The organism is Streptomyces erythrochromogenes (assembly GCF_036170895.1).
GTDB lineage: Bacteria > Actinomycetota > Actinomycetes > Streptomycetales > Streptomycetaceae > Streptomyces > Streptomyces erythrochromogenes.
In genome coordinates this window covers 6470361-6491346 of sequence record NZ_CP108036.1, presented here as the reverse complement: position 1 = coordinate 6491346, position 20986 = coordinate 6470361, and the positions used below count along the sequence as shown (strand labels likewise).

The following is a 20986-nucleotide window of genomic DNA, read 5'->3' as shown; positions in this document are numbered from 1 at the left end:
CGTGCGTGGTGCTCGGGGGGCGGACGGGAGCACGCCGGGGCGTCCCGGCGGCCGGGACGGCGGCGCACCGCGTTGCGGCATCATCGTCTGCGTGACGACACGACGCCTGATGCTCCTGGACACCGCCTCCCTCTACTACCGCGCCTACTTCGGCGTGCCGGACTCCGTGAAGGCTCCCGACGGCACCCCGGTCAACGCCGTGCGCGGGCTCCTCGACTTCATCGCCCGGCTCGTCCAGGACCACCGGCCGGACGAGCTGGTGGCGTGCATGGACGCCGACTGGCGGCCGCACTGGCGGGTGGAGCTGATCCCCTCGTACAAGGCCCACCGGGTCGCCGTCGAGACCGAGACGGGTCCCGACGTGGAGGAGACCCCGGACACGCTCGCCCCGCAGGTGCCGATCATCGAAGCGGCCCTGGACGCCTTCGGCATCGCCCGGGTCGGCGTCGCCGGGTACGAGGCGGACGACGTGATCGGGACGCTCACCGCCCGCGCGACGGGACCGGTCGACATCGTCACCGGCGACCGGGACCTGTACCAGCTGGTGGACGACGCCCGGCAGCGGCGGGTGCTGTACCCCCTCAAGGGCGTGGGCACCCTCCAGGTGACCGACGAGGCGTGGCTGCGGGAGAAGTACGGGGTGGACGGCCCCGGTTATGCCGACCTCGCCCTGCTGCGCGGCGACCCGAGCGACGGCCTGCCGGGCGTTCCCGGCATCGGCGAGAAGACGGCGGCGAAACTGCTCGACGCCTACGGCGACCTGGCCGGGATCATCGCGGCGGTCGGCGACCCGAAGTCGAAGTTGACGCCCACGCAGCGCAAGCGGCTGGACGAGTCCCGGCCGTACCTCGCGGTGGCCCCGAAGGTGGTCCAAGTGGCCTCTGACGTGCCACTTCCGGAGTTCGACGCGGCCCTTCCGGCGGTCCCGGCGCAGCCCGAGCTGGTCGACGCACTAGCCCATCGGTGGGGATTGGGCGGAGCTGTGTCCCGTCTGAGCGGCGCGCTGCGCTCCTGAGGTGCTAACTTAGGTAAGGCTAAGTTTCATGGGAGTCAGGGAGTCACCGTGGCAGAAGGACGCGGCCGCACTGTCGGCACCGCCGTTGTCGTGCGCACCGAGCGGCTGTCGCCGCACATGGTGCGGCTCGTGCTGGGTGGTGAGGGGCTGGCCGACTTCGGTGCGGGCGAGTACACCGACCATTACGTGAAACTCCTCTTCGCTCCCGAGGGTGTCACTTACCCCGCCCCGTGGGACCTGGAACGCATCCGCGGCGACTTTCCGCGGGCGCAGTGGCCGCGCCAGCGCGCCTACACCGTCCGGAACTGGGACCCGGTGCACCTGGAGCTGACCCTCGACTTCGTCGTCCACGGCGACGAGGGCCTGGCCGGCCCCTGGGCGGCCCGGGCCCAGCCGGGCGAACTCGTACGGTTCCTCGGACCGGGCGGCGCCTACGCCCCGGACCCGGCGGCGGGCTGGCACCTCCTGATCGGCGACGAGAGCGCCCTGCCGGCGATCGCCGCGGCGATGGAGCGGATGCCGCTGGGCGCGAAGGTCCACGCCATCGTGGAGATCGACGGCCCCGCCGACGAATTGAAGATCGCCACCCCCGACGGCATCACCCCGCTCTGGCTCCACCGCGGCGACCGCCCGGTCGGCGAGGCCATCGTCGAGGCGGTCCAGGCCATGGAGTTCCCCTCCACGGACGTCCACGCCTTCGTCCACGGCGAGGCCGGCTTCGTCAAGGACCTGCGCCGCCACCTCCGCCTGGAGCGCGGCATCGCCCGCGAACGCCTGTCGATCTCGGGCTACTGGCGCCTGGGCGAGACGGACGAGGGCTGGCGCGCCATCAAGCGCGACTGGAACGCCACGGTCGAACAGGAACAGGAACACCGCGCCGCGGCCTGACCCGTCCGGGGCGGTCCGCAGTCACGGGGTCCGCCCCCGGTTCCCCACCAGGCCCCGGCCCGTGCCCGCGCGGGCCCGCCCTTCAGGCACATGGCCGCGGAGCCGGTGGCCCGCGGGCCCCAAGGGCCCCTCGGCCCGAAGCGCGCACACCCCAGCCCCACCCCCCGCCGGCTCCCCCGGACCCGCCGCCGCACAGGCCCGGGGCCCGGGACGACGCGCCCCCGCCTTCCCCCGGCCCGCCAGGGGTACCTCCCAGCGGTGGCCAATGGAGTTACGGGCGCTGCAGTGGGGGCAGCGCGCGCCATTCGGCCCCGCCGGCGCTTGCGGCGCGCGGACCCGGGGCGGCGCCGCACCACCCAGGCGATCCCGGCCCGCATCCGCCGGGGTCCGGGCCCCCGCGGCGCGCGCCGACGGGCGTACGGCGGGACAATATCCCCATGCGTACGCTCCGCGCCCTCGGGGCTGCGGGGGCCGCGGCCCTCCTCACCGCCTCGGCGGCCACAGCGGCACCGAGCCCGCCCCCGGCTCCCCGGGCCCAACTCACGGACGCCGCCGTCGACAAGGCCGTCGCCGGCCTCGACGGCACCGTCACGGACATGATGCGCCGCACCGGCGTCCCCGGCGTCGCGGTGGCCGTCGTCCACAACGATGAGGTGGTCTACCTCAAGGGCTTCGGCCTCCGCCGCACCGGCGAGAGCGCCAAGGTCGACCCCGACACCGTCTTCCAGCTGGCCTCCGTCTCCAAGCCCGTGTCCTCCACCGTCATCGCCGACGCACTGGCCGATCCCGGCGCCTGGGACGAGCCCCTCGCCGGTACGCTCCCCGGCTTCGCCCTCAAGGACCCCTGGGTCACCTCGCACGTCACACCCGCCGACCTGTTCTCGCACCGCAGCGGACTCCCCGACCACGCCGGGGACCTCCTGGAGGACCTCGGCTACGACCGGGCGTACATCCTCGGCCACCTGCGCGAAGAGCCGCTGAGCCCCTTCCGGGCGAGCTACGCGTACACCAACTTCGGACTCACCGCCGCCGCCGAGGCCGTGGCCCGCGACCACGGCGTGAGCTGGCAGAAGCTCAGCGAGGACAAGCTCTTCAAGCCCGCCGGGATGACCCGCACCAGCACCGAGTTCGCCGCCTACGCCGAATCCCCGGACCGGGCGTGGGGCCACGTGCGCAACCCGGACGGCACCTGGAGCCCCCGCTACGTCCGCGACGCCGACGCGCAGACCCCGGCGGGCGGGGCCAGTTCCACCGTCCGCGACATGTCCCGCTGGCTGCGGCTCCACCTGGACACCGGCAGCCTCGACGGGAAGCGGATCGTCCCCGCCGACGCCCTCGCCCGCACCTACCAGCCCGAGGTCGTGTCCCAGGCCGTGACCGGCCGCGGCACCCCGCAGTTCTACGGGCTCGGCTGGAACGTCTCCTACGACGACGCGGGCCGGCTGCGCCTGAGCCACTCCGGGGCCTTCGCGCTCGGCGCGAACTCCAACGTCACGATGCTCCCGCTGGAGCGGCTCGGCATCGTCGTCCTGACCAACGCCGCGCCGGTCGGCCTGGCCGACGCCGTCGCCCTGAACTTCTTCGACACCGCCCAGTACGGCAAGCCCACCACCGACTGGATGCCGCTCGTGGCCGCGAGCTACACGCAGACGTTCGAGGCGGGCCGGTCCGACACCGACTACGCCCACCCGCCCGCCGGTGCGAAGCCGGCCCGCGACAGCGCCGCGTACACCGGCACCTACGACAACCCGTACTACGGCAGGGCCACCGTGACCGCCGACGACGACGGCGCGCTCACCCTCGCCCTCGGCCCGAAACCGATGCGCTTCCCGCTGACCCACTACGACGGCGACACCTTCAGCTTCGTGACCACCGGCGAGAACGCCGTCGGCCGCACCGGGGTGACCTTCGCCGACGGCACGCTCCGCGTCGAATACCTCGACGCCGACCACCTGGGCACCTTCACCCGGCAGTAGCCGCATAGCCTGTCCCCCGATGAGACGCAGAGCCCAGGCACCCCCCTCGCCCCTCCCCCAGCGGGCCGGCATCGATCCCGTGCGGCTCCGGCTGCCGGCCGACCCGGAGGGCAGCTGGCCGGACCTCGGCAGCTACCTCGCCGCCCGCTACGCCGGCACCCGCGGCGAGGAGTCCATGGCGCGGCTGCTCGCCGCGGGCCGGGTGCTCGGCCCGGGCGGCCGGGTCCTGCACGCGCGGGACCCGTACGAGCCGGGCGCCCACCTGTGGTTCCACCGCGACATGGAACCCGAACCCCGGGTGCCGTTCACGGTCCGCGTGGTCCACCGGGACGAGCACCTGCTGGTCGTGGACAAGCCGCACTTCCTGGCGACCACCCCGCGCGGCAGCCACATCACCGAGACCGCCCTCGCCCGGCTGCGCGAGGAGCTCGACCTGCCCGGGCTCAGCCCCGCGCACCGCCTGGACCGGCTCACCGCCGGCCTGGTGATGTTCAGCGTCCGGCCCGAGGACCGCGGGGCCTACCAGCTCCTCTTCCAGCGGCGGGAGGTGCACAAGGAGTACGAGGCCCTCGCGCCCCGCGATCCGGCGCTCACCTTCCCGCGCACCGTCCGCAGCCGGATCGAGAAGCTCCGCGGGGTGATCGCCGCGACCGAGGTCCCCGGCCCGCCCAACGCCGAGAGCCTGATCGAGCTCGTCGACGTACGCGGCGGCCTGGGCCGCTACCGGCTGACCCCGCACACCGGCCGCACCCACCAGCTGCGCGTGCACATGAACGGCCTGGGCCTGCCCATCCTGGGCGATCCGGTGTACCCGGAGGTCGCCGATCCGGCTCCGGACGACTACCGCAGGCCCCTGCAACTCCTGGCCCGGGTGCTGGCGTTCACCGACCCGGTCACCGGCGCCGCCCACCGCTTCGAGAGCACCCGCACCCTCCAGGCCTGGCACGACCGCCCCGGCTGGGAAGCCGGCCCCTGAAAAGCGTCCCGGCCGCCGATGCCCTGCTCGTCCCCGACCGGCGACCGCCCGCGCGGCGGCCGGCCGCTCTGCCGTCCCATCCGGTCGTCGCACCCGGCACGCCGGTTCGATCCTGGCAAGAGCTCGGATCAGGCCAGCCCCGCCCTCGGACGAAGCGCCGCAACCCCCTAGCCGACGGAGCTGTAGGCCACTACGCCCCGCAGGAGCGCGTCCACGGCCTTGCGGGCGTTCTTCGCGACCGTGCTGCCGCTGTCGCCGGCGGCCGAGGGGGCCGCCGCCGCGATCTGCCCGAGCACGTCGATGACCTGCTTGCACCAGCGCACGAAGTCGCCGGCCGGCATCTCCGCCTCGCGCAGCACCTCGTCCAGGCTCTTGTCGGAGGCCCACTGGTACGCCGCCCACGCGAAGCCGAGATCGGGCTCGCGCTGGCCCACGCCCTCCGCCTGGTTGATGCGGTGCTCCTCCTCCAGCGCGTCGAGCCGGCCCCAGATGCGGACCATCTCGCCGAGCGCCGCCTTCGCCGCGCCGCCGGGCACCTTCGGCGCGACCGCGTCGTCGGACTGCCGCGCCTCGAAGACCAACGCCGAGACGCAGGCGGCCAGTTCCGCGGGGCTCAGGCCCTCCCAGATCCTGGCGCGCAGGCATTCGGACGCCAGCAGGTCGAGCTCCCCGTACAGCCGGGCGAGCCGCTTGCCGTGCACGGTGACCTCGTCCTCGCGCAGGTAGTCCAGCTCGGTCAGCAGCGCGTGGATGCGGTCGAAGGTACGGGCGATCGTGTTCGTCCGGCCCTCGATCCGCCGCTCCAACTGCTGGGTGTCCCGCTGGAGCCGGTGGTAGCGCTCCGCCCAGCGGGCGTGGTCCTCGCGCTCGTCGCAGCCGTGGCAGGGGTGCGCCCGCAGCTCGGTGCGCAGCCTGGCGATCTCGCGGTCGTCGGCGGCCGCCGCCCGGCCGCGGGAGCGCCGCTCCGGGGTGATGTGCCCGGCCTTGCTCCGCAGCTGGGAGGCGAGGTCCCGACGGGACTGCGGCGAGCGCGCGTTGAAGGTCTTGGGGATCCGCATCCGGTCCAACGCCTCGACCGGGACGGGGAAGTCGATCGCGGCGAGCCGCTTGACCTGCCGCTCGGCGGTGAGCACCAGCGGGCGCGGGCCCTCGGCGTACTCGTACCCGCGGTGCCCGTGGACCCGTCCGGCCGGCACGCCCGGGTCGAGGACCAGCGCGAGCCCGGCGAACTTGCCCGTCGGCACGTGGATGATGTCGCCCGGCTTGAGCTTCTCCAGCGAGCTGGCCGCCTGCACCCGCCGCTGGGCCGCGCCCTGCTTGGCCAGCTCCGTCTCACGGTCCTTGAGGTCGCGGCGCAGCTGCGCGTACTCCTCGAAGTTCCCCAGGTGGCAGGTCATGCCCTCCCGGTAGCCCTCCAGGCCCTCCTCGTTGCGCTGCACCTGCCGGGAGATCCCGACGACCGAGCGGTCGGCCTGGAACTGCGCGAAGGAGGTCTCCAGCAGCTCGCGCGAGCGGTGCCGGCCGAACTGGCTGACCAGGTTGACGGCCATGTTGTACGACGGCTTGAAGCTGGAGCGCAGCGGATACGTACGGGTGCCCGCGAGCCCGGCGAGTCCGGCCGGGTCCATGCCCCGCTGCCAGAGCACGACCGCGTGGCCCTCGACGTCGATGCCGCGCCGGCCGGCCCGGCCGGTCAACTGCGTGTACTCGCCGGGGGTGATGTCGGCGTGCTGCTCGCCGTTCCACTTGACCAGTTTCTCCAGGATCACCGTGCGCGCGGGCATGTTGATGCCCAGCGCCAGGGTCTCCGTGGCGAAGACGGCCTTCACCAGGCCGCGGACGAAGAGCTCCTCCACGACCTCCTTGAAGGTCGGCAGCATGCCCGCGTGGTGCGCGGCGATGCCCCGCTCCAGGCCTTCGAGCCACTCGTAGTAGCCCAGGACGTGCAGGTCCTCGGTGGGGATGGCGGAGGTGCGCGCCTCCACGATCTCGCGGACCCTGAGCCGGGCGGATTCGTCGTTGAGGCGCAGGCCCGCGTACAGGCACTGCTGGACGGCGGCCTCGCAACCGGCCCGGCTGAAGATGAAGTTGATGGCGGGCAGCAGCCCGTCGTTGTCGAGGCGGGCGATGACCTCGGGGCGGGACGGGGTCCAGATCCGGCCGCGGGAGCGCCGCTCGCGCTCGCGGTCGGCCTCGCGGACCATCTTGCCGCGCCGCCGGTCCTTCGGGTTGTAGGTGCGGCTGTTCTCCTCGCGCGCCATGCGCAGCAGGTCCGGGTTGACCTCCCGGCGCGCGGAGCCGCGGCCGCCGTGGTCGGACTCCTCCTCGAAGAGGTCGTAGATCCGGCGGCCGGCCATGACGTGCTGCCACAGCGGGACGGGCCGCTCCTCGGAGACGATCACCTCGGTGTCCCCGCGCACGGTGTCCAGCCAGTCGCCGAACTCCTCGGCGTTGGACACGGTGGCCGACAGGGACACCAGGGTCACCGATTCGGGGAGGTGGATGATCACTTCCTCCCAGACGGCCCCGCGGAACCGGTCGGAGAGGTAGTGGACCTCGTCCATCACGACGTAGCCGAGGCCGCGCAGCGACTGGGAGCCCGCATAGAGCATGTTGCGGAGCACCTCGGTGGTCATCACGACCACCGGCGCCTCGGAGTTGACGCTGTTGTCGCCCGTCAGCAGGCCCACCTTGTCGGCGCCGTAGCGCTTGACGAGGTCGGCGTACTTCTGGTTCGAGAGCGCCTTGATCGGCGTCGTGTAGAAGCACTTGCGGCCCTGCGCGAGGGCCAGGTGCACGGCGAACTCGCCGACAATGGTCTTGCCCGAGCCGGTCGGGGCGGCGACGAGGACGCCCTTGCCGGCCTCCAGCGCCTTGCAGGCCTCCACCTGGTACGGATCCAGGTCGAAGTCGTACATCTCGCGGAAGGGGGCCAGGGCGGAGGCCTCTTCGGCGGCGCGGATCCGGGCAGCGGCGTACCGCTCGGCGGGTGAGAGTTCTTCGGTCATCTTGCTGTCGAGCCTACCCGCCGGGTCTGACAACAGTCGCGATCATTTATGTGAGCAGCCGGACCGCTCCGGGTATGCACTCCGCGGTCACCGGGAGGGGCCCCAGCGGCTCCCCGTCCGCGTAGGCGGTCAGCCCGGGCGCCTCCAGGGTGATCTTGCGGGCGCGGTGGACGCTCACCTTCGGGTGGGAGAGGTGTCCGCCCCGGTAGACCTGCGGGAACACCTTCAGCAGGGTGGCCCGGCTGCAGTCGCCGACGACGGTGACGTCGAAGAGGCCGTCGTCGGGTACGGCGCCCGGGCAGATGCGCATGCCGCCGCCGTAGGAGGAGCCGTTGCCGACGGCGACCAGCGTGGCCTCGGTCTCGATCACCGGGCCGTCGTCGAGGGTGATGCGGTAGGGGAAGGGCCGGAAGGCGGCCAGTTCCGCGATCATCGCCAGGTCGTACTTGAAGCGGCCCGCCGGCAGCCGCATCCGGTTGCCGCGGTCGTTGACCTTCGAGTCGAAGCCGGAGCACAGCACGGTCCCGTACCAGGTGGCACCCACGCGCCCGAGGTCGGTCTCGCGGATCCGGCCCTCCTTGAGCGCCTCGGCGGCGATCCGCCCGGCCAGCGCGGGCTCCCGTACGGGCAGTCCCGTGGCCCGTGCGAAGTCGTTGCCGGTGCCCACCGCGACGACCCCGAGCGGCACCGGGGTGCCCGCGAGGGCCTGGAGCGCCAGGGAGACCATGCCGTCGCCGCCCACCGCGACCACGGCGCCGGTGCCCTCGCGCACCGCGGCCGTCAGCCGGGCCAGCGCGTCCGGGGCGTCGGCGCCCACCAGGGTCCGTACGGAGAAACCGGCCGCCCGCAGAGCCGAAGCGGCCGGCTGCGCGGCGTGCGCGCCCCGGCCGCGTCCCGCGGTGGGATTGACGAAGAGGGTGACCTCGTAGCTCACCCCGGGAATGTACCGGAGCCCTTTCCCGGGCCCCGGTCGCCCCCGGGGGCACTTCCCGGGAGGGTGGCCGGGGCGTTGCTGTCAGGTGGCGTCGTCGTACCCGTTGATCCGCTGTCGTCCGCCGTCGGCCTGTCCGGGCAGCGCGGCCGGAGCGGGCGCCGCGTCGATCGTGCCGATCGGCGCCGGGGTGAGGTCGAGCTCCGAGGCCTCGTCGTCGCTCAGCCCCGCGTCGGGGTCGTTGCGCCGGCGGCGGCGGTCGTTGAGGAGGCAGATGCCGACGGCCGCGAAGTAGAGGGCCACGATGGGCAGGGCCAGCGCGAGCATGGTCGGCGGGTCACCGGTGGGCGTGGCGAAGGCGGCGAAGACGGTGATGCCGAGGACCATGCCCCGCCACCAGCCGGCGAGGCGCTTGCCGGTGAGCACGCCGGTGAAGTTCAGCAGGATCAGCAGCAGCGGCAGCTCGAAGGCCAGGCCGAAGACGATCACCATGCGGGCGACGAGGTCGAGGTAGTCGTCGACCGGCAGCAGGTTGCGCGCGTGGTCGGGGGTGAACTCGAGCATGATCGTCGCGGTCTGCGGGAGGATCTTGTACGCGAGCACGGCGCCGGCCATGAACAGGGGCGCGCCGACCGCGACGAAGCTGCGCGCGTACTTCTTCTCGTGACTGTGCAGCCCGGGGGCGGCGAACGCCCACAGCTGGTAGAGCCACACCGGAGCGGAGAGCACCACGCCGGCCATCAGCGAGACCTTCAGGGCGATCGAGAACGCCGAGATCAGGCCGTTCACGGTCATGTCGGCGCAGGGGCGCCCGTTGCGCTGGGTCACCACCCCGTTGGTGCAGCCGACGGAGTCCAGCATCGGCTTCAACAGGAAGTTGATGATGTCCCGGTAGAAGAAGGCCGCGATGATCGTGATGACGAGGATCGCCAGGACCGACTTCAGCAGGCGGTTACGCAGTTCGCGCAGGTGCTCGACGAGAGGCATGCGCCCTTCGGCGTCCTTTGCCTGTCGTTCTTGTTTCCCCTGCTTGCGGGCAGACTTGAGCAACCCACGTCCCTTGTCTCGTTGCAGATGACTGGCGTGAAGGGCGTCCGTCAGCCCTGGGCGGTGCGGTTCGGCTCGCTGACCGGCCGGGAGCTGGTGACGTCACCGGGCGCGGCCTGGATGGTGCGCGGGGCGACCGGCTGCTGTGCGGACTGGTCGGCCGGGGCGGCCGCGTCGTCGGCCTCGCCGTCCTTCTTCATGGCCTTGGCCTCGCTCTTGAGGATGCGGGCCGACTTGCCGAGGGAGCGGGCCATGTCGGGCAGCTTCTTGGCGCCGAAGAGCAGGATGATGACTCCGACGATGACGAGGATTTCCCAACCCCTGAGGTTGCCCATGAAGTCTTCCTTTTCTCCGAGGTTCGCAGCGCACCGGTACGGGCGCCCGGGATGTCTCTACCGAGGATCGTAACCCCAGGGGGTTAACGCCCGGCAATCCCCCGGCGTACCCCGTCTTGCGTCCTGGCCGGTTGTCAATCCCCCGGTCACACGCCTGTCGCGTTCGTTACGGCCGCGCGTCGTGGCCCGCCCGGGCCAGACCGGCCGCCTCCCGCTCCAGATCGGCCGACGCGGAGGTGATCCGGTGGCTGGCCAGCGCGACCTCCGCGGAGAGCCGGCGCACCTCCGCGAACACGCGCACGGCCAGCACGGCGAGCACGGCCACTCCGAGGAAGCCCAGGGCAATTGCGAACATCGGCCACAGCATGGGCCGAGCCTAGGCCACCGCGCGCCTCAGATGCTGCGCAGGGTGCTCACGCCGCCACCGGTCAGCAGTTCCACGATGCGGTCACCGGCCGGTTTGCGGACGGCGGCGCCGCATTCGGGACACGTGAAGGAGTAGAAGGTGGCCCTGCGGCTGCCGCCGATGGCCAGCCGCAGGGCGCCCGCGTCCAGCTCGAAGCGGGCGCGGCACTCGGGACAGGAGGCCTTGAAGGCGACCGGCCCGGACGTTGGCGACATCGACCGCGCTCCCCTCAGACCTGTTCCCCGTACCCCGCGAGTGCCTCCCGTGCGGCGCTGCGCGCGCTGTCCGCCAGCTCGGCGGGGGCGGTGATCCGCCCCTCTCGGCCCAGCCGCAGCGCGAGGCGCCGCAGCGAGCCCGGGTCCGGGGTGCGCAGCGTGATCCGCAGGCCGCCGTCCGCGAGCTCCTCGGCGCTGTCGTGCGGGTAGTACTCGGCGACCCAGCGCCCGCCCGGCCCGACCTCGACCACGACCTCGGGGTCCTCGGCGGACGGCTGGACGAGGCCCTCGGACAGGTCGCGCGGCTCGATGGCGGGCGGCTCGGCCCGCTCGTCCAGCAGTCGGATCTCGGCCACCCGGTCGAGCCGGAAGGTGCGCCGGGCCTCGGAGAGGTGGCACCAGCCCTCCATGTAGGTGTGCCCCACCGCGAAGAGCCGGATCGGGTCGACCTCGCGCTCGGTGAGCTCGTCCCGGGCCGGCGAGTAGTAGCGCAGCCACAGCCGCCGGCGTTCCGAGATGGCCCGGTCGACGTCCGCGAAGACCCCGCCCTCGGACTCGAAGGTCACCGACAGCCGGGAGCTGGCACCGGCCGCCTCGCCCGCGGCCGCCTCCAGCTTGGCGGTCGCCCGCAGCAGGGCGTCGCGGTCGCTCTCGCGCAGGCCGGGCAGCGTCGCCACGGCGCGCGCGGCGACCAGCAGCGCGGTCGCCTCGTCGGCGGCGAGCCGCAGCGGCTCGGCGGTGGACTCCCCCGAGGCGTCGGGATTGCGCCACCAGATGCGCTCCCCGTCGGTGTCGATGTCGAGCAGGTCCCCGCCCCGGAAGCTGGTCCCGCACATGGGCAGCACGTCGAGGTCCGAGATCAGCTCGTCCTCGGTGATGCCGAAGGCGCGCGCGACGTCGGCGACGTGCGCCCCCGGGCGCTCGCGCAGGTACGTCACCAGGGACAGCATCCGGCGGGTCTGGTCGATGGCGTTGGCAGCCATGCTGGTACGTCTCCCCCTCAGGGCACGTCTGTGGATGTCGCGGTTTCGAATGGTGCGGCGGGCGGACCGGCCCCGCACCGCGGGCGGTACCCGGACGGCGGGCGGTACCCGGACAGCGTGTCAGGCGCCGGCGACGGCCCGCAGCCGGTCCACCACGTCCGCCCGCAGGTCGGCGGGGCCGACCACGACGACGTCGGGGCCGAACTCCACCAGCCAGGCGTCGAGCCCGTGCCCGTAGGGGATCTCCAGCTCGTCCCAGCCGTCCGCGCCCTCGCGCACCGCCGTGGCCTTGGCCCGCAGCGGGTAGCCCGCCCCGGCCCGCAGCCGGATCAGCGCGGAGCGGTCCGCGCTCTCCCCGGCCCAGCTCGCCACGGTCTCCCGCACGGTCACCACGTCCGGTACCTCAGCGGTGTACTTCGCCGCGCGCGAGCGGACCTTCCCGGTGATCCGTGACAGCCGGAACACCCGCTCCGCCCCGCGGTCACGGTCGTAGCCCGCCAGGTACCAGTGGCCGCGCCAGCACTCCAGCGCCCAGGGCTCCACCTGACGGGTCTCGGGCCGGGCCGCGGTGGACTTGCGGTAGTCGAAGACCACCGGCCGGCGGTCCCGGCAGGCCAGCATCAGGGGCTCGAAGGCCGCCTCGTGGACCGGGATGCGCGGCTCGATGGCACTGTGCTGGCCCTCGTACGGGTTGTCCGCCTCCGGCATCCCGCCCGCCCGCAGCTTCTGCAGGGCGCCGCTGGCGGCTCCCGCGAGGCGGGCCTGCTGCCAGACCTTGGCCGCCAGCCCCAGGGCCGCGGCCTCCTCGGCGTCCAGGGAGACCGGGGGCAGCCGGTTGCTGTCCCGGCGGGCCAGATAGCCCGTCTCCCCCTCCAGGTTCTCCACCGTCTCGATCACCAGACCGAGCTCGCGCAGGTCGTCCTTGTCCCGCTCGAACATGCGGTTGAAGGACTCGTCGTTGCCGGCTTCCATGTAGGCCTCGATGGAACCGCGCAGCTCGCGCTTGCTCAGCGGCCGGCGGGTCCCCAGCAGACACAGCGCCAGATTCATCAGACGCTCGGCCTTGGCAATCGCCATCGACGCCCATCCCCCGTTTCTCGACACACTCGTGACCGTTGACCGTACCGCCCCGGCCGTCCCGGACAAAAGCGAGGGCCCCCGCCTCACGGCGGGGGCCCTCGCGCTCTCGGCGGCCCGGTATCAGGCGGCCATCAGGTCGCAGACGAAGATCAGCGTCTCGCCCGGGGCGATCGCACCGCCCGCGCCACGGTCGCCGTAGGCGAGGTGGGCGGGGATCGTCAGCTTGCGGCGGCCGCCCACCTTCATGCCCTGGACGCCCTGGTCCCAGCCCGCGATGACCTGGCCGACACCGAGCTGGAACTGCAGCGCGGAGCCGCGGTTCCAGGAGGCGTCGAACTCCTCGCCGGTCGAGAACGCCACGCCCACGTAGTGGACGGAGACGCGAGAGCCGGCCTTGGCCTCGGCGCCGTCACCCTCCCAGATGTCCTCGATGACGAGGTCGGTGGGGACCGGGCCCTCCGGGAAGTCGATCTCGGGCTTCTCGAGCTTCTCAGGCTTGCTGCTCACGGAACTGCTCCTCAAAACTGATGGGGACAACCGGGACAGTCTTACACCACCGCGAGGATGTCGAGGCTGAAGACCAGCGTCGAGTTGGCCGGGATGGTCCCCTGCTCCTTGTCGCCGAAGCCCATGTCCGGCGGGATGACCAGCAGGATGCGGCTGCCGACCTTCTTGCCGACGATGCCGTCCTTGAGGCCCTTCACCTGCAGCTGCTCCAGCGGCCAGGTCACCGACTGGCCCGAGGTGTAGGTGCTTTCGAACGTCTTGTCGTCCTTCCACGTCTTGCCGTGGAACTTGACGACGACGCTGTTCTTGTCCGTCACGGCCGGACCGTCGCCCTCCAGGACGTAGTTGGAGACCAGCTTCGCCGGCGGGGTGACGTCCTTCGGGACGGCCACGGAGACTTCCTTGCCGTCCGTGTTCGTACCGACCTTCGGCAGGTCCTTGTTGTCCTGGGCGACTTCCTTGCCCGTGGCCGAGGCCGGGACCGTGGCGCCCTTGACGATGTCCACGACGAACACCAGCGTGGCGTTGCCCTTGATCTTCGGGGGCGAGCCCTGCTCTCCGTAACCGAGGTCCGGCGGGATCACCAGCTCGATACGGCTGCCGACCTTCTGGCCCTCCAGGCCCTGGTCCCAGCCCTTGATGACGGCGCCCGCGCCGATCGTCACGTCGAACGGCTGGCCCTTGCCGAAGCTCTGGTCGAACGGCTCGGTGCCGTCCCACACCTGGCCGTAGTAGTTGACCTGGGCGATGTCGCCCTTCTTCAGCGCCGGGCCGGTGCCCTCCTTGACGGTCACCACCTTCAGCTCCTTGGGCGGCTCGCCCTTCCCCTTCGACAGGGTGGGCGTCTCCCCGAACTCGGCGCCCTTCGTGATCGCGGGCGCTCCGTTCTTCATCTGGGCGGAGTCGGAGCCGCCGTCGTCGCCACACGCCGCTGTCGACAGCAGCAGAAGGGGTACGACAAGCAGGCCGGCAAGTCGGCGCACGGGTTCCTCAGATCTCAGACGGCAAGACGGTCGCCCGCCACTCTAAGCCGTGCACAGGGCCCCGTACGAGAAACGTACGGGGCCCTGGTGAGAAGGGGGACGTCACACCGGCTGCCTACGTGCTGCCTACATGCCGGCGATCAGCTTCTCCACGCGGTCGTCGACCGACCGGAACGGGTCCTTGCACAGCACCGTGCGCTGCGCCTGGTCATTGAGCTTCAGGTGCACCCAGTCGACCGTGAAGTCGCGCCGCTGCTCCTGCGCCCGGCGGATGAAGTCGCCGCGCAGCCGCGCCCTCGTCGTCTGCGGAGGCACCGACTTGCCCTCGAAGATCTTGAGGTCGTTGCAGATCCGCGCCGCCTGCCCCTTGCGCTCCAGCAGGTAGTACAGCCCGCGCCGGCGGTGGATGTCGTGGTAGGCGAGGTCTATCTGAGCCACCCGCGGATTCGACATGGTCATGTTGTGCTTGCCCCGGTACCGCTCGATCAGCTGGTACTTCATGACCCAGTCGATCTCGGTGCCGATCCGGTCCAGGTCCTCGGCGTCGATCGCGTCCAGCGTGCGGCCCCACAGCTCCAACACCTGGTCCACCACGCCGGTGCGGATGCCCCGGCGCTCGGCGAAGTCCACGGCCTTGTCGTAGTACTCCCGCTGGATCTCCAGCGCGGAGGCCTCCCGGCCGCTCGCCAGGCGCACCTTGCGCTGGCCCGTGATGTCGTGGCTGACCTCGCGGATCGCCCGGATCGGGTTCTCCAGGGTCAGGTCCCGCATCACCGTGCCCGCCTCGATCATGCGCAGCACCAGGTCGGTCGCCCCGACCTTCAGCAGCATGGTCGTCTCGGACATGTTCGAGTCGCCCACGATCACGTGGAGGCGGCGGTACCGCTCCGCGTCCGCGTGCGGCTCGTCGCGCGTGTTGATGATCGGCCGCGAACGCGTCGTCGCGGAGCTGACGCCCTCCCAGATGTGCTCGGCCCGCTGGCTCACGCAGTAGACCGCGCCCCGAGGGGTCTGCAGCACCTTGCCGGCGCCGCAGATCAGCTGCCGCGTGACGAGGAACGGGATGAGAATGTCCGCCAGGCGGGAGAATTCCCCGTGCCGGGCCACCAGGTAGTTCTCGTGGCAGCCGTACGAGTTGCCCGCCGAGTCGGTGTTGTTCTTGAAGAGATAGACGTCGCCCGCGATTCCCTCCTCGTGCAGGCGGCGTTCGGCGTCGACGAGCAGTCCTTCGAGAATGCGCTCGCCTGCTTTGTCGTGCGTGACCAGCTCGGTCACGTTGTCGCATTCGGGAGTTGCATATTCCGGATGCGAACCCACGTCGAGGTACAGGCGGGCGCCGTTCCGCAGGAAGACATTGCTGCTGCGGCCCCATGACACGACACGGCGGAAGAGGTAGCGCGCCACTTCGTCAGGAGACAGTCGGCGCTGTCCCCTGAACGTGCACGTGACGCCGTACTCGTTCTCCAGCCCGAAAATGCGGCGGTCCATGACTGAACATTACGCCTTCTGCCCTCTTCTGAAACCGGGTTCGGAGCCGCCGTTTCGATCAGTTCCCCCGAGGAGGCCCCCGAACACCGGGCGGGCTACCGGTGAAAGCCACGGGCGCGCCGCACCGACGCGCCCGCCCGTCACTGCGCCGACCGGGCCTGCGGGGCCACCTCATCGGCGCCGCCCGGCACTCCCTGCGCCGAGCCCGCCACCGCACGGCTGTGGCCCGCAGTTGACAGCGCCCCCTGAGTCACCATCAGAACCAGCAGCGCCGCACCGCCCGCGGCGCACGCCACGCCGAAGCCCCACGCGGTGCCGCCCAGCTCCACCGCCGGACCCGCGGCCGCCGTACCGATCGCCGCGCCCACGCCGAAGAACGTCACCAGCCACGAGAAGGCCTCCGTCACCGTGCCCGCCGGCGCGTGCCGGTCCACCACGATGAACGCGCACGCCAGGGACGGCGCCAGGAACACGCCCGACAGCGCAGCCAGCGCCGTCATCGCCACCGGCCCCGGGATCAGAAGCAGCGGCAGGTAGCCGACCGCGAGCAGCGCCACCAGCAGCCGCAGCCGCCGTTCGGGCGCACCCGCCCACTGGCGTGCGCCGTAGAACACGCCGCCGATCAGCGCGCCCAGCCCCAGCGCCGCCATCAGCCAGCCGTACACCGCCTGGCCCCCGTTGTCGTCCGCGTACGCCACACCGGCCACCGTGATCGAACCCAGCGCCATGCCCACGAAGAAGAACGCGCCCAGCAGCGCCAGCAGCCCGCGCGAGCGCAGGGCGCCCAGCCAGTGGGCCTCCCGCGGCTCCGAGCGCCACGTCCGCGACGGCTCGCTGACCACCACCGACAGCGCGCCCAGCACCCCGATCGCGTTCAGCGCCAGCAGCGCCCCGGCCGGCGACCACACCGCCACGAACAGCGTCACCAGCAGCGGACCGACGGTGAACATGACCTCCTGGGCCACCGCGTCCATCGCGTACGCCGCGTGCACCTTCTCCTCGCGGCCCCCCAGCACGCTCGGCCACAGGGCCCGCAGCCCGCCCTCCAGCGGCGGCGTGAAGAGCCCGCCGACCACCACGGCGGCGTACGCCGCGACCACCGACCCGGTGCCCGCGAGCGCCAGCCACAGCATGCCGAGCGCGGACAGCAGCGCCGCCGGCAGCTGCACCCGCGGCTGCCCGAACAGGTCCACGGCCCGCCCGAGCAGCGGCTGGCCCACCGCGTTCGCCAGCCCGTACACGGCGGCCAGGGCCCCCGCCAGGCTGTAGCTGCCGCCCTCCGCGCGCGTGAACAGCACGATCGCGATCGGCGCGGTGGCGTTCGGCAGCCTGCCGACGAGCGTGCCCACCAGCAGCCTCGCGGCGTGCCGGGTCCGCAGCAGCTCCGCGTATCCCGCGGCCATGTCGGCCCCCTTCTGCCCGGATCCAGCCGGGGTAATACGTATAACGTGACGAGTCATACGTACCATGGCCACAGTCCACGGGTCCACCCCACGGACCGTGCAACCACCCCTGACCTCGCACTACAGGAGCCCCGTGTGACGAGACCCACCAGCCGGGACGTGGCCACCGCCGCCGGGGTCTCGCAGGCCACCGTCTCCCTCGTCCTCGGCGACAAGTGGCCCGGCCGCGTCTCCGAGCGCACCGCCGCCCTCGTCCGCGAGACCGCCACCCGACTCGGCTACCGGCCCAACCTCGCCGCCCGCAACCTCCGCCTCGGCTCCACCCGCACCGCCCTCCTCGTCGTCCCCGCCCTCACCAACGAGTTCTTCGCCCGCGTCTACACCGGCGCCGCACGCGTCGCCGCCGAACACGGCTTCGGCGTCGTCCTCTACCCCTCCCCCGACGGCACCGGCCCCGCCCGCGACCCCTTCGCCTCCGCCCGCGCCGCCCTCGACGGGGTCATCGCCTCCTCCATGGCCGCCCACGCCCTCCAGGCCATCGGCGGCGACACCCTCCCCCTCGTCATGCTCGACAGCGACCCCCGCGCCGCAGGCTCCGCCGCCCACGTCAACCTCGCCATGGCCGACGGCATGCGCCAGGTCACCGAGCACCTCCTCGCCCTCGGCCACCGGCGCTTCCTCCACCTCGCCTCCGCAGTCGACTCCTGGACCTTCGACACCCGCGCCGAGGCCCTCACGACCCTCCTGGGCCCCGGAACCGAGCTGCGCACCGTACGGTCCGCCCTCACCGCCGACAACGCCCGTACGGCCATGGAGGCCGCCCTCGCGGCCCCCCGGGGCCGGCCCACCGCCATCGTCTGCGACGACGACATCCTCGCCGCCGGCGCCTGCAAGGCCGCCCGCCGCCTCGGCCTGCGCGTCCCCGAGGACCTCTCCGTCACCGGCTTCGACGACCTCGCCCTCGCCACCGCCGTCGAACCCGAGCTCACCACGGTCCACCTCCCCGCCGAACGCGTCGGCGAGCAGGGCATGACCGCCCTCCTCGCCGTTCTCGAAGGCACCCCCTGGACCGCCCCCGACATCCCCGTCACCCTCGTCGTCCGCGACTCCACGGGACCGGCCCCCACCCCGTAGCCGCCCGGACACGACGAAGCCCCGGCCACCCCGCGAGGGGCGACCGGGGCCACGCACCCGGATCCTGGTCCTACTCCGCGTCGTCCTCCGGAGCCTCGTCGTTCGACACGGCGTCCGCCTGCGCGGCCGCCGGCACGTCCGCCTCCAGCAGCCGCGACAGCTGCCGGCCCCGGATCCGCTTGAACTTGCGCTGCTGCGACCGGGTCCGGTCCAGCACCGCCACCTCCAGCCGCTCGGCCGGAATCGCCTTGTCGGCACCGTTGGCCTGGCTGGACAGCGCCGCCACCGCCAGCTTCAGCGCCTCCGACAGGGTCATACCGTCCTGGTGGCGCTGGTCCAGGTAGGTGCTGATCTGCTCGGCGTTGCCGCCGACCGCGACCGAGCCGTGCTCGTCCACGATCGAACCGTCGTGCGGGAGCCGGTAGATCTGGTCGCCGGCCGCCGTCGCACCGACCTCGGCCACCACCAGCTCCACCTCGTACGGCTTCTCACCGGCCGAGGAGAAGATGGTGCCGAGGGTCTGCGCGTACACGTTCGCCAGCCCACGGGCCGTCACATCGTCACGGTCGTAGGTGTATCCGCGCAGATCCGCGTACCGCACTCCGCCGATCCGCAGGTTCTCGTACTCGTTGTACTTGCCGGCGGCCGCGAAGCCGATCCGGTCGTAGATCTCGCTGAACTTGTGCAGCGCGCGGGACGGGTTCTCGCCGACGAACACGATGCCGTCGGCGTACTGCAGCACGACAAGGCTGCGACCGCGGGCGATGCCCTTCCGGGCGTATTCCGCCCGGTCGGCCATGGCCTGCTGGGGTGACACATAGAACGGAGTCGACACCGGCTTTCCGTCCCTTTCTTCTGGGCTCCTACGAAGCGACGGATGGTCAGAGCAGGGCGGCGCGCGGGCCGTCGGGCTGCTCCAGCCTGCGGTTGGTGACCGAACGGGCGAGTTCCTGCGACTCCTCGTCTGTCAGCCTGCGGAACCCCTCGTCCGTGATGACGGTGACGATCGGGTAGATGTGGCGGTACAGGTCCGGCCCGCCGGTCGCCGAGTCGTCGTCGGCGGCGTCGTACAGCGCCTGCACCACCAGCGTGGTGGCCTGCTCCTCGGTCAGATCCGGGCGGTAGAGCTTCTTCATGGAGCCCCGCGCGAAGATCGAACCGGAACCGGTCGCCGCGTAGCCGTGCTCCTCGGAGCGGCCGCCGGTGACGTCGTAGGAGAAGATCCGGCCCTTCTCCTTGCCCTCGTCGTAGCCGGCGAAGAGCGGCACCACGGCCAGGCCCTGCATCGCCATGCCGAGGTTGCTCCGGATCATGGTGGAGAGCCGGTTGGCCTTGCCCTCCAGGGAGAGGGTCGCCCCCTCCACCTTCTCGAAGTGCTCCAGCTCCAGCTGGAACAGCTTGACCATCTCCACGGCCAGGCCGGCCGTACCGGCGATGCCGACCGCGGAGTACTCGTCGGCCGGGAACACCTTCTCGATGTCCCGCTGCGCGATCATGTTCCCCATGGTCGCCCGCCGGTCACCGGCGAGCACGACCCCGCCGGGGAAGGTGGCGGCCACGATGGTCGTCCCGTGCGGCGCCTCGACGACACCCTCCGGCAGCTTGCGGTTGCCGGGCAGCATCTCGGGCGAGTGCGCGCCCAGGAAGTCCATGAAGGACGAAGACCCCGGCGTCAGGAAGGCTGCCGGTAGACGCCCTGTGCTACGAGTGTTGGGTTCCACAGGTTTCCTTCCACGTAAGCGGCTGCACGCCTCATGACGTCCGGCCGATCCTTGAACTGCCCCAGGGCTGCGTTACAGCTGAAGCACAGTACGCCTCGGACCTTACCCGTCTGATGATCGTGATCCACATGCTCTGCCGGAGCGATCCGACAGAGCAGGCAGCTCCCGCCCTGGGCTTCGATCATGGCGTCACGCTCGTCTTCGGTGATGCCGTAGTGGCGCTTGAAGTACAAGGCCCGGTTCCGTTGGGCTCGGCAATCTCTGCAGTAGCTGGCCCAGCCGTCCGAACTCGTCTTGTTCCGCTCCCACTGCGAGTGAGGTCTGATCTCCCCGCACTGGGGACACCGTTTATGACCGGACGGCACAGGCACCTTCACCCGTACCATCCGCCCCTTCGCCTCTTGCTTCTGCTTGTAATGCTCGGCCTGGCATTCGCGGCAGTACGCCTGCAGACCGTCCCGCATCGCGCGATTACTTGCGAAGGCCTCACGTATTTGAACGCGTTTGCATCGCGAGCAGCGCTTCATGCCTTCTGGCACCGCTTCGGCCACCCCGCCCCCAACCTTCGATTCGAAGGCTAAACGACTCCGGCGAGTCCTACTGGCCACCCTTTTGCACGAACGACCTCACGAAATCCTCGGCGTTCTCCTCCAAGACATCGTCGATCTCGTCGAGTACGGAGTCGACGTCGTCGGAGAGCTTTTCCTGGCGCTCCTTGAGGTCGGTCGATTCCTCGACCGCGGCCTCCTCGACCTCCTCGGTCGAGCGCGTCGCCTTCTGCTGTCCGCCGCCGGTGTCCTTGGTCGCCATGTCTACCTCACCCCGCTCGGTTCGCACGCTCATGTCGAGAGACCCCGGGATTCGGGATCTCCCAAGATCAGACCCTACGT

21 protein-coding genes are annotated in these 20986 nt (G+C 71.7%); 5 read left to right on the top strand and 16 right to left on the bottom strand.

The features are described 5' to 3' along the window. The first annotated feature begins 109 nt into the window (after positions 1 to 109). From OHA91_RS29690 to OHA91_RS29675, 4 genes are all read left to right on the top strand, one after another. Complete coding sequence (locus OHA91_RS29690) at positions 110 to 1015, top strand: 5'-3' exonuclease (RefSeq protein ID WP_031153827.1); 906 nt, start codon at positions 110 to 112, stop codon at positions 1013 to 1015. Between the two features lie 48 nt (positions 1016 to 1063). Continuing rightward, positions 1064 to 1903, top strand: coding sequence for a siderophore-interacting protein (locus OHA91_RS29685; protein WP_031153829.1), 840 nt, complete (start codon positions 1064 to 1066; stop codon positions 1901 to 1903). A gap of 437 nt (positions 1904 to 2340) precedes the next feature. Further along, positions 2341 to 3879, top strand: a complete 1539-nt coding sequence (locus OHA91_RS29680; protein WP_328740346.1) for a serine hydrolase — start codon at positions 2341 to 2343, stop codon at positions 3877 to 3879. Positions 3880 to 3898: 19 nt separating this feature from the next. Further along, positions 3899 to 4855: an RluA family pseudouridine synthase gene (locus OHA91_RS29675; RefSeq protein ID WP_031153834.1), complete on the top strand. Its 957-nt coding sequence runs from the start codon at positions 3899 to 3901 to the stop codon at positions 4853 to 4855. A 167-nt stretch (positions 4856 to 5022) separates the two neighbouring features. Here OHA91_RS29675 and OHA91_RS29670 read toward each other — a convergent pair whose 3' ends face one another. The 12 genes from OHA91_RS29670 to OHA91_RS29615 form a co-directional block, all read right to left on the bottom strand. Beyond that, complete coding sequence (locus OHA91_RS29670; protein WP_031153836.1) at positions 5023 to 7863, bottom strand: DEAD/DEAH box helicase; 2841 nt, start codon at positions 7861 to 7863, stop codon at positions 5023 to 5025. A 46-nt stretch (positions 7864 to 7909) separates the two neighbouring features. Then, complete coding sequence (locus tag OHA91_RS29665; protein WP_328740345.1) at positions 7910 to 8797, bottom strand: diacylglycerol kinase; 888 nt, start codon at positions 8795 to 8797, stop codon at positions 7910 to 7912. Positions 8798 to 8878: 81 nt separating this feature from the next. After that, positions 8879 to 9844: a twin-arginine translocase subunit TatC gene (tatC, locus tag OHA91_RS29660; RefSeq protein WP_031153841.1), complete on the bottom strand. Its 966-nt coding sequence runs from the start codon at positions 9842 to 9844 to the stop codon at positions 8879 to 8881. Between the two features lie 47 nt (positions 9845 to 9891). Then, positions 9892 to 10176 carry a Sec-independent protein translocase subunit TatA gene (tatA, locus tag OHA91_RS29655; RefSeq protein ID WP_031153843.1) on the bottom strand — a complete coding sequence of 95 codons (285 nt, stop codon included), beginning with the start codon at positions 10174 to 10176 and terminating at the stop codon, positions 9892 to 9894. A 166-nt stretch (positions 10177 to 10342) separates the two neighbouring features. Continuing rightward, positions 10343 to 10543, bottom strand: coding sequence for a hypothetical protein (locus OHA91_RS29650; protein ID WP_328740344.1), 201 nt, complete (start codon positions 10541 to 10543; stop codon positions 10343 to 10345). A gap of 26 nt (positions 10544 to 10569) precedes the next feature. Continuing rightward, positions 10570 to 10797 carry a CpXC domain-containing protein gene (locus OHA91_RS29645; RefSeq protein ID WP_030025910.1) on the bottom strand — a complete coding sequence of 76 codons (228 nt, stop codon included), beginning with the start codon at positions 10795 to 10797 and terminating at the stop codon, positions 10570 to 10572. Positions 10798 to 10811: 14 nt separating this feature from the next. Next, positions 10812 to 11780 carry a helix-turn-helix transcriptional regulator gene (locus OHA91_RS29640; protein ID WP_031153845.1) on the bottom strand — a complete coding sequence of 323 codons (969 nt, stop codon included), beginning with the start codon at positions 11778 to 11780 and terminating at the stop codon, positions 10812 to 10814. A 120-nt stretch (positions 11781 to 11900) separates the two neighbouring features. Continuing rightward, positions 11901 to 12857: a helix-turn-helix transcriptional regulator gene (locus OHA91_RS29635; protein ID WP_031153846.1), complete on the bottom strand. Its 957-nt coding sequence runs from the start codon at positions 12855 to 12857 to the stop codon at positions 11901 to 11903. A 123-nt stretch (positions 12858 to 12980) separates the two neighbouring features. After that, positions 12981 to 13367 (bottom strand): FKBP-type peptidyl-prolyl cis-trans isomerase, encoded by a 387-nt coding sequence (locus OHA91_RS29630; RefSeq protein ID WP_030655948.1) that lies wholly within the window; start codon positions 13365 to 13367, stop codon positions 12981 to 12983. 41 nt (positions 13368 to 13408) lie between these two features. Next, on the bottom strand, positions 13409 to 14350 hold the full coding sequence (locus OHA91_RS29625; protein ID WP_031153847.1) for an FKBP-type peptidyl-prolyl cis-trans isomerase: 942 nt from the start codon (positions 14348 to 14350) through the stop codon (positions 13409 to 13411). A gap of 126 nt (positions 14351 to 14476) precedes the next feature. Further along, positions 14477 to 15838 carry a Pup--protein ligase gene (gene pafA / locus OHA91_RS29620; RefSeq protein WP_031153848.1) on the bottom strand — a complete coding sequence of 454 codons (1362 nt, stop codon included), beginning with the start codon at positions 15836 to 15838 and terminating at the stop codon, positions 14477 to 14479. 140 nt (positions 15839 to 15978) lie between these two features. Beyond that, a complete protein-coding gene (locus tag OHA91_RS29615; RefSeq protein ID WP_328740343.1) occupies positions 15979 to 17241 on the bottom strand; it encodes an MFS transporter in 1263 nt (420 codons plus the stop codon). Positions 17242 to 17376: 135 nt separating this feature from the next. On the opposite strand from OHA91_RS29615, the gene OHA91_RS29610 reads away from it, so the two are divergent. Then, positions 17377 to 18375, top strand: a complete 999-nt coding sequence (locus OHA91_RS29610) for a LacI family DNA-binding transcriptional regulator (RefSeq protein WP_328740342.1) — start codon at positions 17377 to 17379, stop codon at positions 18373 to 18375. 70 nt (positions 18376 to 18445) lie between these two features. On the opposite strand, the gene prcA is transcribed toward OHA91_RS29610, so the two are convergent. The 4 genes from prcA to OHA91_RS29590 form a co-directional block, all read right to left on the bottom strand. Then, positions 18446 to 19210 carry a proteasome subunit alpha gene (prcA, locus tag OHA91_RS29605; protein ID WP_030655938.1) on the bottom strand — a complete coding sequence of 255 codons (765 nt, stop codon included), beginning with the start codon at positions 19208 to 19210 and terminating at the stop codon, positions 18446 to 18448. A 46-nt stretch (positions 19211 to 19256) separates the two neighbouring features. Then, the gene (prcB, locus tag OHA91_RS29600) at positions 19257 to 20096 is read right to left on the bottom strand and encodes a proteasome subunit beta (RefSeq protein WP_328740341.1); all 840 of its coding nucleotides are present in this window, start codon (positions 20094 to 20096) and stop codon (positions 19257 to 19259) included. Beyond that, complete coding sequence (locus tag OHA91_RS29595; RefSeq protein WP_328740340.1) at positions 20048 to 20329, bottom strand: endonuclease VII domain-containing protein; 282 nt, start codon at positions 20327 to 20329, stop codon at positions 20048 to 20050. Before OHA91_RS29595 ends, prcB begins: the two co-directional genes overlap by 49 nt. 364 nt (positions 20330 to 20693) lie before the next feature. Continuing rightward, positions 20694 to 20906, bottom strand: coding sequence for a ubiquitin-like protein Pup (locus OHA91_RS29590; RefSeq protein WP_030016348.1), 213 nt, complete (start codon positions 20904 to 20906; stop codon positions 20694 to 20696). Positions 20907 to 20986: the final 80 nt, after the last annotated feature.